Below are 14,124 nucleotides of genomic sequence, written 5' to 3'. Positions count from 1 at the left end.
CACAAGCCGGTGTGCTTGCGCTCACAATACGCGGCGTCACAACCGCCTTTCCTTGGCGGCCACGGCCAGAAGCTCCTCGGCATGGGCGATACCCAGATCTGAATCGGGCAAACCCGCCAGCATGCGCGCCAGTTCCCGGGCCCGCTCGGTGTCCTCCACCACCCGCACCCCACTGGTCGTCACCGCGCCGCCGGTGTCCTTCGCCACTACCAGGTGCCGGTCAGCGAACGCGGCCACCTGCGGCAGGTGCGTGACGACCAACACCTGGTGGCTGCGGGCCAACCGGGCCAACCGGCGGCCGATCTCCACCGCCGCCTGACCGCCGACCCCCGCGTCGACCTCGTCGAAGACCAACGTGGGCGGCCCGCCCGAGCCGGCGAACACCACCTCGATGGCGAGCATCACCCGGGACAGCTCACCGCCGGAGGCACCGCGCTGCAACGGCAGCGACGGCGCACCCGGGTGGGCCAGCAACCGCAGCTCCACCTCGTCACCGCCGTCCGGGGTGACACCCACCTCGACGCCGTTGACCGCCAGTGTCGGCTCCGCACGCCCGACCGGACGGGGCAGCACCGCCACCTCGATCCGCGCGTGCGGCATGGCCAGCCCGGCCAGCTCGACCGTGACCTGGTCGGCGAAGCGGACCGCCGCCTCCTGCCGGGAGGTGGACACCCGCCCGGCGAGGTCGGCCACCTCGACGGCGAGCCGCTGACCCTCCCGCTCCAACTCGTCGAGCAGGTCGTCGGACGTGTCCAGGTCGGACAGTCGGGTACGCGCCCGATCAGCCCAGGCGATCACCCCGTCGACGTCGTCGGCGTACTTGCGGGTCAGCGCGCGCAGCGCCGCCCGCCGCTCGTAGAGGTGCTGCAACCGGGCCGGGTCCGCGTCCAGCGTCGCCAGGTACGCCGACAGCTCCGCGGACACGTCGGTGACCAACGTGGCCGCCTCCTCCAGACGGGCCGCCAACTCACCGAGCGCCGGATCGGTGCCGGACTGCGCCTCCAGAGTCCGCCGGGCGGTGCCGAGCAGCGCCGCCGCGTCCGGGGTCTCGTCGGTGGCCTCCGCGCCGCCGGCCACACACTGCTGGGCGATCTGCGCGGCCGTCCGCAGGCCCTCGGCGTGCTCCAGCCGCTGCGCCTCGGTCTTCAGCTCGTCATCCTCACCGGGCTGCGGATCGACCCGGGTGATCTCGTCGAGGCCCAGCCGCAGCAGATCGGCCTCCTGGTTGCGCTCGCGGGCGTTGCGCCGCCGGTCGGCCAGATCGTCGACCACCCGCCGCCACCCCGTGTACGCCTCACGCAGCGCGTCGAGCAGCTTCTCGTGGGCCGGGCCGGCGAACCGGTCCAGGGCGGCCCGCTGCTCGGCCGGGCGCAGCAGCCGCAGCTGGTCGGACTGGCCGTGCACGGCGACCGACTGCTCGCCGACCTCACTGAGCATCGACACCGGCATGCTCCGGCCGCCGACGTGGGCGCGCGAGCGCCCCTCCACCGTCACCGTGCGGCTCAGCAGCACCGAGCCGTCCTCGTCAGGCTCACCACCAGCGTCGGTGATCCGCGCCTGCACGGCGTCGGCGGCCCGCCCGTGCAGCCGCAGCCGCCCCTCCACCACCGCCCGGCCGGGTTGGGCACGGACCCGCCCGGCGTCGGCCCGGCCGCCGAAGAGCAGCCCGAGGCCGGTGACCACCATCGTCTTGCCCGCACCGGTCTCGCCGGTGATGACGTTCATGCCGCCGGTCAACGGCAGCGTGGTGTCTTCGATGACGCCCAGTCCGGTGATGCGCAGCTCTTCCAGCACAGCCACCGACAGTAGACGCGAGCCCCGACACTTGACCAGCCGACGGGCCCGGGCAGGCCCCGTACCCGGCCGACGTACAGTTCTGCCCCGTGTTGGACGTGATCGGCCTGACCTCGGCTGAGGAGGAGCTCTACCGCTGCCTGCTCCAGCTCACCACGGCCCGCATCGACGAGTTGGTCCGTCGCCTGAACCGCCCCCGTGAGCAGGTCGTCGCCCAGATCGAGGCGCTGCGCGGCAAGGGTCTCGTACAGCCCACCGACAACGATCCGGACGCCCCGCTGCGCCCGACCGCCCCGGATGTCGCCCTCGGCGGGACGCTGCTGCGCCGCCAGGAGGACCTGGAGACGGCCCGCCGGCACGTCACCCAACTGGCCGAGGAGTACCGGTCCGGGCTGCGCCGACACCACGTCGACCACCTCGTGGAGGTGATCACCGGCGCCCGGGTTCTTCGGGACCGTCTGCGCGACCTGCAGAATTCGGCGCGTACCGAGGTGCTCTGGTTCTGCCGGGCCAACCCCCTGGCCATGGCCGGCCCGGAGAATGTCGAGGAGTTCGACGCGCTGGCCCGTGGGGTGAGCTACCGGGCCATCTACGAACGGGACCTGCTGCTGGCGCCGGGCGCGTTGGCCGACCTGGCCAAGGGCGTCGCCGCCGGTGAGCAGGCCCGCGTCCTGGACCGGCTGCCGGTCCGACTGGCCATCGTGGACGCCCGCACGGCCATCTGCCCGCTGGTTCCGGACCGCGACGGCGGCGAACCGAGCGCCGCCGTGATCGGGCGCAGTCAACTGCTCGACGCGCTGCTCGCCCTCTTCGAGAGTCACTGGCGGGTGGCCACCCGACTGCGGCTCGACGACCCCCTCGCCGCCGCGACACCCGAACCTCGCCGGCCCGAGCCCGAGGATCAACCGGGCGACGGTTACCGGCCCGACGCCGACGAGGCGCGGTTGCTGTCGCTGTTCGTGGCCGGCGTACCGGACAAGTCCATCGCCTCCCAGCTCGGGGTGAGCCGGCGGACCGTGCAACGGCGCATCGCCGACCTGATGGCCGTCGCCGGGGTGGACACCCGGCCCGGGTTGGCGTTCCAGGTCGCCCGCCGCGGCTGGCTCTGACGCCCGTCGTCGCACCGGCCCACCCGAGGGTGGGGTGGGCCGACGCCCGGCCGGCCCACCCCACCCCTCGGATCAGCGCAACCCGTACGCCTGGAGCACGGTCTGGTCGACGGTGTTCCCGGCCCGGTCGGCGGCGTGCACCCGCAGCGACACCGTTCCGCGCCCCGCCGGCACTGTCGCGGTGTACCGGGTGCCCGACCCCTTCGTCGGCGCGTTGCGCCAGGTGACGCCCCCGTCGAAGGAGACCTGCACCCGGACGCTGGTGCCGGTCGGCGCGGGCACCCCGGCCGGCTGCCGCAGGGTCAGCCCCAGCTGGTGCGACCGGTTGCCGCGGACCGTGCCGGACAGGTCGGCCGGCACCCGGTAGTCCACCTGCAACAGCGACAACGGCGTGGTGGCGCCGCCCGCCGGTCGGGCCGAGGTGAACTCCCAGGCGGTGTCGGTCCGCGTGCCGTAGCGCCACTCGTCCGAGGACCGCTGCGTCGTCAGGTCCAGCCGGTAGCGGGCCGACTTCGCGGTGGTGGGCACCGCCGCCCACCCGCCGGAGAGGTCGGCGATCTGCTGCCCGTCGCGGCTGACCCGGATCGCGACGGTGTCCGACTCGTCGCTGCCGCCGGCCTCCCTGAAGTTCCCGTCGGCGTCGACGAACTCGGCCACCCGCAGGTTCAAGGTGTCCCCGCTACGGGTCGGTACCGGGACACCGCCGCCGGCCGGCACCGCCGGTCGGATCACCGGAGCGTGCCACGTCTCGGCGACCCGGTCGTCGGCGGCGTACTGCCGGGGCTGCTGGGTGAGCCCGCCGAGCAGCCGCCCCCAGGACCAGGTGACCTTGTGCAGGACCTGGTGCTGCCACCAGTTGTCCCCGGCGCTGACGAACTCCTGCCGGGTGGTGCCGGTACGCACCAAGCGCTGGTCGTCGTTCCAGGAGGTCTCCTGCCACGGACGCCAGCCGAACCGCTGCTCGCTGGCCCACGGCGTACCGCCGACGTCGCCGTAGCTGGCGGTCACCTCGGCCGTGTTCTTCCCGGTGACCGTGTGCGTGATCCGCTCCGGCACGCGACCCTTCGACACCTGCCACACGTCGTACAGGTACGGGCTGTCCACCGTCAACGTCAGGTCCAGCGTCGCCCGGCCCTTCCTGGCCGCCGCGATCAGCCGCTGCCCGTCGTCGTAGGCCACCACCATCGACGGGATCGGCAGCCGCTCCCCGAGCGGTTGCCACACCGTCCACGCGCTGAAGTCCGCCGGCCGGACGATCAACACCACGGCAGCGCCCGCGGCGGCCGCCGCCGCGATCTGCTCCTCCTCCGACGCGTCCGGACTGGCGGTGAGCAGCGCCGCGGCGCCACGCACCCGGGTCAGCTCGGCGGGGGTGCCGGTGCCGGCCCAGACCAGCGGCAGCTTGCGTCGGTCGGCCGGTGCCGGCGAGTAGCCCAGCAGGTTGATGTCCAGCGGACCGGACACCCCGCTGATCGTCGCGTCCACCATCGGCGCGACCAGTTGCCAGCGGGACGCGAACTCGAACTCGCCCTGGCGGACCGGGCGGGTCGGCGTGACGTTGACCTGTTGGATGGTGCTGTACGTCATCACCCCGTGGTCGACCTGCCGGCCGTTGCCGAAGACCCGGTGCTCGTAGAAGCTGATCGTCGACCGCTGCTCGGTCGGCTTCGGTGTCTCGATCCGTACCGGTGTGCCCTTGCGCGGGTCGAGCACCACGGTGAGGTCCCGGTCGACCAGCAGCTCCGGGTCGGTGACCAGGGTGATCTGCTCGTCCAGCGGGGCACCGTGCTCGATCAACGCCTGGACCAGGTAGGGGCCCTCCTCGACCTGGAGTTGCACCTCGCCGCCGACCCAGCCGAGCCAGTCGGATTCGGGCTGCTCACCGAAGAGGGTCAGCACCGACGCGAGACCCGGCTGACCTTTCATGTCCAGCGCCTTCACGGTGACGGTGCGCAGCGGGCCGCTGAGGGTCAGCGCGACGGCGGTACGCACCGCGACGCCGTCCGCGCCGGTGGCCACCAGCCACCCGCCGTGCACCCCCCGGTCCAGCTTGGCCGGGTCCGCCCGCAGCGGCACCGCGACGCTGCCGCCGGCCGGCACTGTCACCTCGGCGCCGCCGACCGCCACCCCGTCGGTCTCGGCCGCGCGGGTGTCCAGGTTGCGCAGTTCCAGGGCCAACCGCACGGTCTGCGGGGCCGTGCCGCCGTTGGTGTACGTCACGCTCCGCTCGACCGTCGCACCACCGGTACTGAGCCGGCCGAAGTCGGCGGTCGCGGAGCCGTACACCCGCTGGCCGAGCGCGCGGGCCACGTCGACCCGGCCGGCGCCCTGCTCGAAGACGGTCAACGCCGGGTTCGCCTTGGTGGTGCTGACCAGCGCGTCCTTGAGTTTCGCGGCAGCCCAGTCGGGGTGTTCCTGGGCGAGGATCGCCGCCGCTCCGGCCACGTGCGGAGTGGCCATCGAGGTGCCGGACGCGGTCGTGTAGGCGTCGTCCACCGGCGTACCCATGGCAGTGCCGGCGGCCCGGGCGGCGACGATGCCGACGCCCGGCGCGGTGATCTCGGGCTTGAGGCCGTTGTCGCCGAGGCGCGGGCCCCGGCTGGAGAACTCCGCCAGGTTGTCGGCGCGGTCCACCGCGCCGACGGTGAGCGCCGCCGCGGCCGCGCCGGGCGCGCCGACGGTACGCGCGGCACCCGCGTTGCCGGCGGCGACCACGAAGAGCGCGCCGGTCTCGGCGGTCAGGTCGTTCACCGCCTGGCTCATCGGGTCGGTGCCGTCGGTCGGGTCGCCGCCGAGGCTCATGCTGACGACCTTCGCGCCGGAGTGGGCGGCCCACTCCATGCCCGCGATGATGGACGAGCTGTAGCCGGAGCCGGCGTCGTCGAGCACCTTGCCGACCAGCAACCGCGCGCCCGGGGCGACGCCCTTGCGTCTCCCGTCGGACGCCGCACCGCTGCCGGCGATGGTGGCGGCCACGTGGGTGCCGTGGCCGTGCCCGTCGCGGGCGCTGCCGCTGCCGGAGAAGTCCTGCGCCTCGGCGATCCGACCGGCCAGGTCGGGGTGGGTGGCGTCGACGCCGGTGTCGAGCACCGCCACCGTCACGCCGGCACCGTCGCGGCCCGCCGCCCAGGCGGTCGGGGCACCGATCTGCGGCACGCTGTGCTCCAGCGTCGGGCGGACCTTCCCATCCAGCCAGACCCGGGCGACACCGGCGCCGAGCCGGGCCGGCGAGCCGGCGCTGACCCGCTGACCGGGCCCGCCGCGCAGCGACGTCCACAGACCGGCGAGGTCCCCCTTGCCGACCCGCAACGCGGCGCCGTTGATGCTCTCCAGGGGACGCGCGTCGGTGGCGCCGGCCAGCGGCCTGACCCGCCCGGCGGCCGGCTCCTGGTAGCGGACGATCAGCGGCAACGCGCCCTGCGCGGCGTCACCGTAGCCGTCGGCCGCCAACTCCTGAACGTCGAACAGGTCGGGGTCGAGCACCCCCGCGGAGAGGTACGGCACGACGTCGCTGGGCAGCACCCGCAACCCGCCGTCGGCCTCGACGGTCTGGAAGGTGATCCGGTTGCGCCCCGGACCGGGGCGGACGGTGGCGGCGACCCGACCGGGTGCCGCCTGCACCAGGTCGACCTGGTCGCCGGTGATCAGGGTGACGCGGACGGGTGCGGTGTGCGGGGCGGGCGTACCCGATGGGCCGGTGGGCCGGGCGGGCGGGTCGGCGGACGCCGGTGCGGCGACGCCGACCACCAACGCGCCGACCGCGCCGACGGCGAGCCAGCGTGGGGACCAGTGCATGCGATGCGCTCCTCTACTCCTGAGGGCCCACCATCCGTAGATGAGGGCCGATCGGAGTCTGCGACGGAGCGCGTCACCGGGTCACTAGTCGCCCGCCGCCGCAGCGGCGACATGTCGTCAGGTGGACAACCCGTGTCCACCGTCAGTGGGTGCCACGGTCACCGACGGCTGCCGCGCCACCCGTGCACGGGGAGACCGAACTTGGCCACCAGGCGGTCGGTGAACGGGCGGGGACGCAGCCGCACGATGCGTACTGGCAGGGCACCTCGGCGCACCGTCACCCGCGCACCGGGAGGCAGGTCGTAGACCCGCCGGCCGTCGCAGGAGAGCACCGCGAGGGTGGTGAACGGGTCAACGGTGATCACGAAGGTGGACGTCGGGGCGGTGACCAGTGGACGGCTGAACAACGCGTGCGCGCTGATCGGCACCAGCAGCAACGCCTCCACCTCCGGCCAGACCACCGGGCCGCCACCGGAGAACGCGTACGCGGTGGAGCCGGTCGGCGTGGCGCAGACGACACCGTCGCAGCCGTAACGTGACAGCGGCCGGCCGTCCACGTCGACGAGCAGCTCGAGCATCTGGGCCCGCTCGCCCTTCTCGATGCTGATCTCGTTGAGCGCCCAGGACTCGATGGTCGGGCCACCGTCGAACTCGGCCGTCACATCCAGGGTGAGCCGCTCGTCGACCGTGTAGTTACGGCCGACGACGTCGCGGACGGCGGTGTCCAGGTCGTCGATTTCCGCCTCCGCCAGGAAGCCGACCTTGCCGAGGTTGATGCCGAGCAGCGGTGCCTTCGCCGGCCGGGCCAGCTCGGCGGCGCGCAGGAAGGTGCCGTCCCCACCGAGCGCGAAGACGATCTCGGCGCCCTCGGCGGCCTGCGGGCCGGCGACCGGCACCACACCGGGCAGGTCGAGGTCGTCGGCCTCGTCGGCGACCACCCGTACCTCGAACCCCGCGTCGATCAGGTCGGCGGCGACCGACCGGGCATGCTCGGTGCTGCGTCGACGGCCGGTGTGGGTCACCAACAGCGCGGTCCGGCTCACCGGGCGGCCCGCCCATCCCGGACCGGGCGGCGGCGCGCCACCGGCACCGTCGCCGTGCCACGGCCGCGTGTCACCGCGCGGCCCGGTGCGGCGCCCTCGCTGTGCACGTTCACCCTGCGACCTCCTCCGCCGCCGCCGCGTCCGGCACGTCGCCGGCCGTCGTCAAGCCGTCCGGCCCGGCCGCCACCACGGCCCGCACCCGCTGCGGGTCGGCCGCCGGTGCGCCCCGGCGCAACCATACGAAGAACTCCACGTTGCCGCTCGGCCCGGGCAGCGGACTGGCCGCCACGTCGGCCAGCCCGAGGCCGAGCCCGGCGGCCGTCGCGGCCACATCCAGCACCGCTTCGGCGCGCAACTCCGGATCGCGGACCACGCCGCCGGCGCCGACTCGTTCCTTGCCGACCTCGAACTGCGGCTTCACCATCAGTGCCAGGTCACCGTCGTCGCGGGTGCAGCCGGCCAGCGCCGGCAGCACCAGCCGCAGCGAGATGAACGACAGGTCGGCCACCGTGAGGTCGACCTGGCCGCCGATCGCGTCCGCGTCGAGGGTACGAACATTGGTGCGCTCCAGAACCCGCACCCGCTCGTTCGTACGCAGCGGCCAGGCGAGCTGCCCGTAGCCGACGTCCACGGCCACCACCTCGGCGGCGTCGGCGCGCAGCAGCACGTCGGTGAACCCACCGGTCGACGCTCCCGCGTCCAGGCATCGCCGCCCGGCGACGCGCAGCCCACCGGGGGCGAACGCGGCCAGCGCACCGGCGAGCTTGTGCCCGCCCCGGGAGACGTACTCCTCGGCCGGGTCCGCACCGGTCACCAGGAGCGGGTCGGCGGGGTCGACCATCGCGGCCGCCTTGCGGGCGACCACGCCCCGCAGTTGGACCCTGCCAGCCTCCACCAACGCGGCGGCCTGCTCACGAGAGCGGGCCAGACCGCGGCGGACGAGTTCGGCGTCCAGCCGGTTACGACGTGCCATGGGGTGGTTCTCCGGTCTGTTCAGGCCTGGTCGTCCCGCTCAGGTCTGGTCGATGGTGGCGAGGGTTTCCCGCAGTGTCTCGTAGGCCGCCTCGTACTGGGCGATCTGGTCGGCGGGGGCGAGCGTCGCCGCGTTGGCGATGGCCCGCACGGCGGCGTCCACCGCCGGGTGCCGCGTCTCGTCGTCGCCGAAATCCGGCGGCGGCCCGGGGCGGGCGTCCGGTGGCGGACCAGGGCGGGCCGGAAACGACCCGCCAGCCGGCGGACCGGGCCGGGCCGGAAACGACCCGCCAGCCGGCGGACCGGGCCGGGCCGGGAAGGACGCGCCGGGCGGTGGAGTGGGCCGGCTCATTCGGCGTCGTCCGGTCGCCGCTTGCGGACCGCCTTCTTGGCGGGCATCGCCGCCGGCGTCGGGACGTCCTCGTCGGCGCTGCGGCTGATCGTCGCCGGCGGCTTCCTGGCGATGGCCTTCTTCGCCACCGCCTTCTTCGCGACGGCCTTCTTCGCGACGGCCTTCTTCGCCACCGGCGCGGAGACGGGGGCACCCGCCGGGGCGTCGGACGGCACGAGAGCGTCGCCGGGCCGCGCGGCGGCGGTCGGGTCGGGTTGTGCCGTGGGCGGGGCGCTCGGCGCGCCGGCCGGTTCGGCGGACCGGGCCTCCCGCAGCTGTCGCTCCAGGTCGTGTACTCGCCGGGTCAGCTCGGCCACCTCGTCGGCGGTGGCCAGACCGACCGCGCCGAGGGCCCGGTCGACCTCGAAGCGGACCAGCTTGGTCAGCGCCTCCCGGTTGGCCGCGCCGGTGGTGACCAGTTCCTCGCCGAGGGCCTGGAGTTGAGCGGCGGTCGCACCGCCGGAGCCGACGAGGCGACGTGCCACGTCCTGAGCCTTCTTCCGAGGCGCCTCCGCAAGGCCCATGGCCAGCTCGAGGTAGGCGCGCCACGCGTCCTGCATGCCTGAGTCCTTCCACGGGGCGGGGTGTGCAGGTGTCACGCTACCGGGCACCTCGGACCGACCCGTGCGGTACGGTGCCGAGGACGGCGTGGCGATCAGCGAGGAGGCGATGTGGCCAGCGTGGACGAGTGCCGGCAGGCGTTGCAGGAGCTGGCCGCCCGGTTGGATCGCAACGCCGAGACGGTACGCGAACGGATCGACCTGGACCGGACACTGGCCTGCCGGATCACCGACCTGGAGACCGCCTTCCACGGGCGGATCACGGGCGGCCGGCTGGTCGAGCTGGCCGACGGTGACGACCCGAAGGCGAAAATCGCGCTGAGCGCCTCCAGCGACGACCTGCTCGCCCTGGTCCGCGGCGACCTGGACGTCACCAGCGCGGTGACCTCCCGCCGGGTGTCGATCAAGGCGAACCCGTTCGACCTGCTCAAGCTGCGCAAGCTGCTCTGACGACCACCTCGGCTCAGGCCGACGCGCTCAGACCGAAACTCTCCACCGCGTGCGCCGCGTCCGGGCCCACCGGGCGGATCTTCGGCAGCTTCGGCACCGGCGCAGCCCAGGCCACCGCGCAGAGCGCGGCCAGGGCATCCAGCGCCCGACCCGACCCGGTCAGCTCCAACGTGCCGTCCCGGTCGGTCACGGACCAACCGCCAGCGTCCGCCGGGCCCGGGACCCGCACCGCAGCAGCCGGGTCGAAGAGCCCCGCCAGGTCCCTCGCGACGTACGTAGGACGACGCTGCGGCTCGGCGGCCAGCAGCTCCGGTACGCCGCTGACGCCGGTGAGCACGAGCAGGCTGTCCAGCCCGGCCCGGCGGGCACCCTCGATGTCGGTGTCCAGCCGGTCACCGACCACCAGGCTCCGCCCACCGCCGCTGCGCCGGGCGGCGGTTTCGAACAGCGCTGGCTCCGGCTTGCCGACGACCACGTCGGGATCCCGCTCCAGCGCCGTACGCAGCACGGCGACCAGCGAACCATTGCCGGGCAGCGGTCCCCGCCCACTGGGCAGGGTCCGATCGGTGTTGGTGGCGATCCAGATCGCACCCGCCCGCACCGCGATGGACGCTTCGGCCAGGTCAGCCCAACCGACCTGCGGGCCGTACCCCTGCACCACCGCCGCCGGCTTCTCGTCGGCCTGGGTGACCGGGGTCAGACCGACCGCGCGCAGTTCCGCGCGCAGCGCCTCCGCGCCGACCACCAGCACCGACGCGCCGGCGGGCAGCCGGTCGCGCAGCAACTCGGCCGAAGCGGCGGCGGAGGTGAGCACCTCCTCCGGCCGGGCCGGCACACCCATCCCGGTCAGCAGGTCCGCGACCTCGCTGGACCGGCGGGACGCGTTGTTGGTGGCGTACGCCACCCCACGCCCCTCGGCGTGCAGCCGGGCCACCGCCTCGACGGCGCCGGGGATCGGCCGGTCGATCAGGTAGATAACGCCGTCCAGGTCGAAGACGACCAGGGTGTACCCGTCGACCAGCCGCTCCCCCACGCCCGCGCTCACCGCTGCGTCGACCCTGACTCGTCATCCCGGGCCGGCGCGGTCGGGTCGGCGTCCGCCGCGTCCCCGTCCGCCGTCGTGCCGGACGTCACGCCGCTGTCGCCAGCGGTGTCCGCGTCGGCGTCGCCGCTCCCGCTGGGGTGCCGGTCCTCGTCCTCGTCGTCGAAGCCTTCGTCGTCGCCGGGACGCCCGACTGCGGCGTCCTCCTCGTCGTCGTCGAAGTCCTCGTCCTCGTCTTCGTCGTCTTCGTCGTCTTCGTCGTCTTCGTCGTCTTCGGCGTCGTCTTCGTCGAAGTCGTCGGCGTCCTCGTCGGTCTCGGTGCCGGCCAGGTCGGCATCGGGGCGGGCCGGCACCGCGCCGGGAGCGCCCGGGCCGGCCGCGACCTCCTCGGCCGCCTCGTCCTCGTCGTCACCCTCGATGACCACACCGTCGAGCTCAAGCAGCCGCTCGGCGGCGTCGGTCTCGCCCTCGGTGTCCACGTCGGCAGCGCGGGAGAACCATTCGCGGGCCTCATCGCGCCGACCCACCGCGAGCAGCGCGTCGGCGTACGCGTACCGCAGCCGGGCCGTCCACGGCGCGGTGGCCTCGCTGGTGAGGTCCGGGACCTGGAGCATCGCGACCGCGGCGTCCTTCTGCCCGAGGTCACCCCGCGCGCCGGCGGCGACGATCAGCAGCTCGATCGCCACGGCCTGGTCGAGCTTCTCCCGGTCCGCGCCGCGGAACAGGTCGATGGCCCGCTCCGGCCGGCCGAGGGCCCGCTCGCAGTCCGCGAGCACGGCCAGGTGGCTCTGCAACCCGCTCATCCGGTGGTACGTGCGCAGCTCGGCGATCGCCGACTGCCACTCCCCCGCGTGGTACGCGGCCAGGCCGACCGCCTCACGGACAGCGGAGATGCGCGACGCGAGCCGCCGGGCGGCCAGCGCGTGCGCCAACGCCTCGGCCGGGTCCTCGTCGATCAGCTGTCCGGTGGCGACCAGGTGCCGGGCCACCGTCTCGGCGACCGGCTTGTTCAGCGAGAGCAGCTCAGCGCGAACGTCCTTGTCGAGGTCGGTCGCGACGATGTCGTCCGGTAGTGCCGGGGCCGAACTACGCCCGCCCTCAAACGACTCGGAGCCACCCGCGCGGTCGTCGCGACGGAACTCCCCCTCGCGACGCGGCCGCTCGTCGGCCCGGAAGCCCCCGCTGCGCTCTCCGCCCCGGTAGCCACCCTCACGGCGGTCGCCACCCTCACGGCGGTCACCGCCCCGGAAGCCGCCCTCGCGCGGAGCGCTGGACCGCGAACCGTCCCGGTCGCCACCACGGAAACCGCCCTCGCGGCGGTCGCCGCCCCGGAAGCCACCCTCGCGGGGAGCACCCGAGCGCGAACCGTCCCGGTCGCCACCACGGAAACCGCCTTCACGCCGGTCGCCGCCCCGGAAGCCACCGTCACGGTCGCCGCTGCGGAAGCCACCCTCACGCGGCGGCCCGGAGCGAGTCCGGTCGCCACCCTGGTAACCACCCTCACGGCGGTCACCACCACGGAAACCACCGTCCCGGTCGCCGCCTCGGAAACCGCCCTCACGCGGAGCACCCGAGCGCGAACCGTCCCGGTCGCCACCACGGAAACCGCCTTCACGCCGGTCGCCGCCCCGGAAGCCACCGTCACGGTCGCCGCTGCGGAAGCCACCCTCACGCGGCGGCCCGGAGCGAGTCCGGTCGCCACCCTGGTAACCACCCTCACGGCGGTCACCACCACGGAAACCACCATCGCGGTCACCGCCCCGGAAACCACCCTCGCGGCGGTCACCACCCCGGAAGCCACCGTCCCGGTCGCCGCCCCGGAAACCGCCCTCACGGCGGTCACCGCCCCGGAAGCCACCGTCACGGTCGCCGCTGCGGAAGCCACCCTCACGCGGCGGCCCGGAGCGAGTCCGGTCGCCACCCTGGTAACCACCCTCACGGCGGTCACCACCACGGAAACCACCATCGCGGTCACCGCCCCGGAAACCACCCTCGCGGCGGTCACCACCCCGGAAACCACCGTCCCGGTCGCCGCCCCGGAAACCACCCTCACGGCGGTCACCGCCCCGGGAACCGCCATCGCGGTCACCGCTACGGAAGCCACCCTCGCGGGGAGCGCCCGAACGCGAACCGTCCCGGTCGCCACCGCGGAAACCACCCTCACGACGGTCACCACCACGGAAACCACCATCGCGGTCACCGCCACGGAAGCCACCCTCACGCGGCGCGCCCGAGCGGTCGCCACCACGGAAACCACCCTCGCGGCGATCGCCTCCGCGGAAACCACCGTCGCGGTCGCCGCCACGGAACCCGCCTTCGCGCGGGCCGCCCGAGCGCGCCCCATCACGGTCGCCGCCACGGAAGCCACCCTCGCGGGGAGCGCCGGACCGGAACCCACCGTCGCGGGGAGCGCCCGAGCGGTCGCCGCCCCGGAAACCGCCCTCACGCGGAGCACCGGAACGCGAACCGTCGCGGTCGCCGCCCCGGAAACCACCCTCACGGCGGTCGCCGCCGCGGTAGCCGCCCTCACGGGGGGCGCCGTAGCGCGAGCTGTCCCGGTCACCACCACGGGAGCCAGAGTCCCGGCCGCCGGCGTATCCGCCTCGAGCGCCGCCGCTGTCGCGGTCTCCCCGGGGTCGGTCTCGGTCATCGCGGCGCGGGCCGCGGTCGCGTCCGCCCGCACCGTCAGTACGGTCTTCGTAACGACGGGGACGATCTCCGCCCTGCGGTCCTGAACTCACAGGTACATCCTTCCTGATTGCGCCACCAATGGCGCTACGCAGTCGAGGGCCGACCCGGATGGGGCGGCCCTCGACTGGAAGATTGTCCGGCGGCGTCCTACTCTCCCACACCCTCACGAGTGCAGTACCATCGGCGCTGGAGGGCTTAGCTTCCGGGTTCGGAATGTAACCGGGCGTTTCCCCTCCGCCATGACCGCCGTAACTCTATGAACATATCAAACAACCCC

The 14,124-nt window shown here is 74.1% G+C and carries 11 protein-coding genes and 1 rRNA gene; 2 read left to right on the top strand and 10 right to left on the bottom strand.

The window, feature by feature from the left end; all coding sequences use genetic code 11:
* Positions 1–36: 36 nt before the first annotated feature.
* The gene (gene recN / locus EV382_RS04670; protein ID WP_130408448.1) at positions 37–1,794 is read right to left on the bottom strand and encodes a DNA repair protein RecN; all 1,758 of its coding nucleotides are present in this window, start codon (positions 1,792–1,794) and stop codon (positions 37–39) included.
* Positions 1,795–1,883: 89 nt separating this feature from the next.
* On the opposite strand from recN, the gene EV382_RS04665 reads away from it, so the two are divergent.
* Complete coding sequence (locus tag EV382_RS04665) at positions 1,884–2,903, top strand: helix-turn-helix domain-containing protein (RefSeq protein WP_130400393.1); 1,020 nt, start codon at positions 1,884–1,886, stop codon at positions 2,901–2,903.
* Between the two features lie 72 nt (positions 2,904–2,975).
* On the opposite strand, the gene EV382_RS04660 is transcribed toward EV382_RS04665, so the two are convergent.
* The 5 genes from EV382_RS04660 to EV382_RS04640 form a co-directional block, all read right to left on the bottom strand.
* Positions 2,976–6,698, bottom strand: coding sequence for a S8 family serine peptidase (locus EV382_RS04660; protein WP_130400392.1), 3,723 nt, complete (start codon positions 6,696–6,698; stop codon positions 2,976–2,978).
* 158 nt (positions 6,699–6,856) lie between these two features.
* The gene (locus EV382_RS04655; protein ID WP_091407282.1) at positions 6,857–7,741 is read right to left on the bottom strand and encodes an NAD kinase; all 885 of its coding nucleotides are present in this window, start codon (positions 7,739–7,741) and stop codon (positions 6,857–6,859) included.
* A 109-nt stretch (positions 7,742–7,850) separates the two neighbouring features.
* Complete coding sequence (locus EV382_RS04650) at positions 7,851–8,714, bottom strand: TlyA family RNA methyltransferase (protein WP_130400391.1); 864 nt, start codon at positions 8,712–8,714, stop codon at positions 7,851–7,853.
* Positions 8,715–8,753: 39 nt separating this feature from the next.
* The gene (locus EV382_RS04645; RefSeq protein ID WP_130400390.1) at positions 8,754–9,065 is read right to left on the bottom strand and encodes a hypothetical protein; all 312 of its coding nucleotides are present in this window, start codon (positions 9,063–9,065) and stop codon (positions 8,754–8,756) included.
* Positions 9,062–9,664, bottom strand: a complete 603-nt coding sequence (locus EV382_RS04640; protein WP_130400389.1) for a phasin family protein — start codon at positions 9,662–9,664, stop codon at positions 9,062–9,064. The genes EV382_RS04645 and EV382_RS04640 overlap by 4 nt, the downstream gene beginning before the upstream one ends.
* Positions 9,665–9,775: 111 nt before the next feature.
* On the opposite strand from EV382_RS04640, the gene EV382_RS04635 reads away from it, so the two are divergent.
* Positions 9,776–10,114: an SCP2 sterol-binding domain-containing protein gene (locus tag EV382_RS04635; protein WP_130400388.1), complete on the top strand. Its 339-nt coding sequence runs from the start codon at positions 9,776–9,778 to the stop codon at positions 10,112–10,114.
* Between the two features lie 13 nt (positions 10,115–10,127).
* Here the strand turns inward: EV382_RS04635 and EV382_RS04630 are convergent, their stop codons facing one another.
* From EV382_RS04630 to rrf, 4 genes are all read right to left on the bottom strand, one after another.
* Positions 10,128–11,159, bottom strand: a complete 1,032-nt coding sequence (locus tag EV382_RS04630; RefSeq protein ID WP_130400387.1) for an HAD-IIA family hydrolase — start codon at positions 11,157–11,159, stop codon at positions 10,128–10,130.
* On the bottom strand, positions 11,156–12,145 hold the full coding sequence (locus EV382_RS04625) for a tetratricopeptide repeat protein (protein ID WP_244236533.1): 990 nt from the start codon (positions 12,143–12,145) through the stop codon (positions 11,156–11,158). The genes EV382_RS04630 and EV382_RS04625 overlap by 4 nt, the downstream gene beginning before the upstream one ends.
* A gap of 20 nt (positions 12,146–12,165) precedes the next feature.
* Positions 12,166–13,839: a hypothetical protein gene (locus EV382_RS32565; RefSeq protein ID WP_165435683.1), complete on the bottom strand. Its 1,674-nt coding sequence runs from the start codon at positions 13,837–13,839 to the stop codon at positions 12,166–12,168.
* A gap of 142 nt (positions 13,840–13,981) precedes the next feature.
* Positions 13,982–14,098 (bottom strand): 5S ribosomal RNA (gene rrf / locus EV382_RS04620).
* Positions 14,099–14,124: the final 26 nt, after the last annotated feature.

Source organism: Micromonospora violae, assembly GCF_004217135.1.
Taxonomy (GTDB): domain Bacteria; phylum Actinomycetota; class Actinomycetes; order Mycobacteriales; family Micromonosporaceae; genus Micromonospora; species Micromonospora violae.
This window is presented reverse-complemented; position numbering and strand designations above follow the sequence as displayed.

Excerpts from the sequence above, each read along its gene's own strand:
- EV382_RS04640 (WP_130400389.1), bottom strand. The coding sequence starts at position 9,664 with ATGCAGGACGCGTGGCGCGCCTACCTCGAGCTGGCCATGGGCCTTGCG.
- EV382_RS04645 (WP_130400390.1), bottom strand. The coding sequence starts at position 9,065 with ATGAGCCGGCCCACTCCACCGCCCGGCGCGTCCTTCCCGGCCCGGCCC.
- EV382_RS04660 (WP_130400392.1), bottom strand. The coding sequence starts at position 6,698 with ATGCACTGGTCCCCACGCTGGCTCGCCGTCGGCGCGGTCGGCGCGTTG.
- EV382_RS04650 (WP_130400391.1), bottom strand. The coding sequence starts at position 8,714 with ATGGCACGTCGTAACCGGCTGGACGCCGAACTCGTCCGCCGCGGTCTG.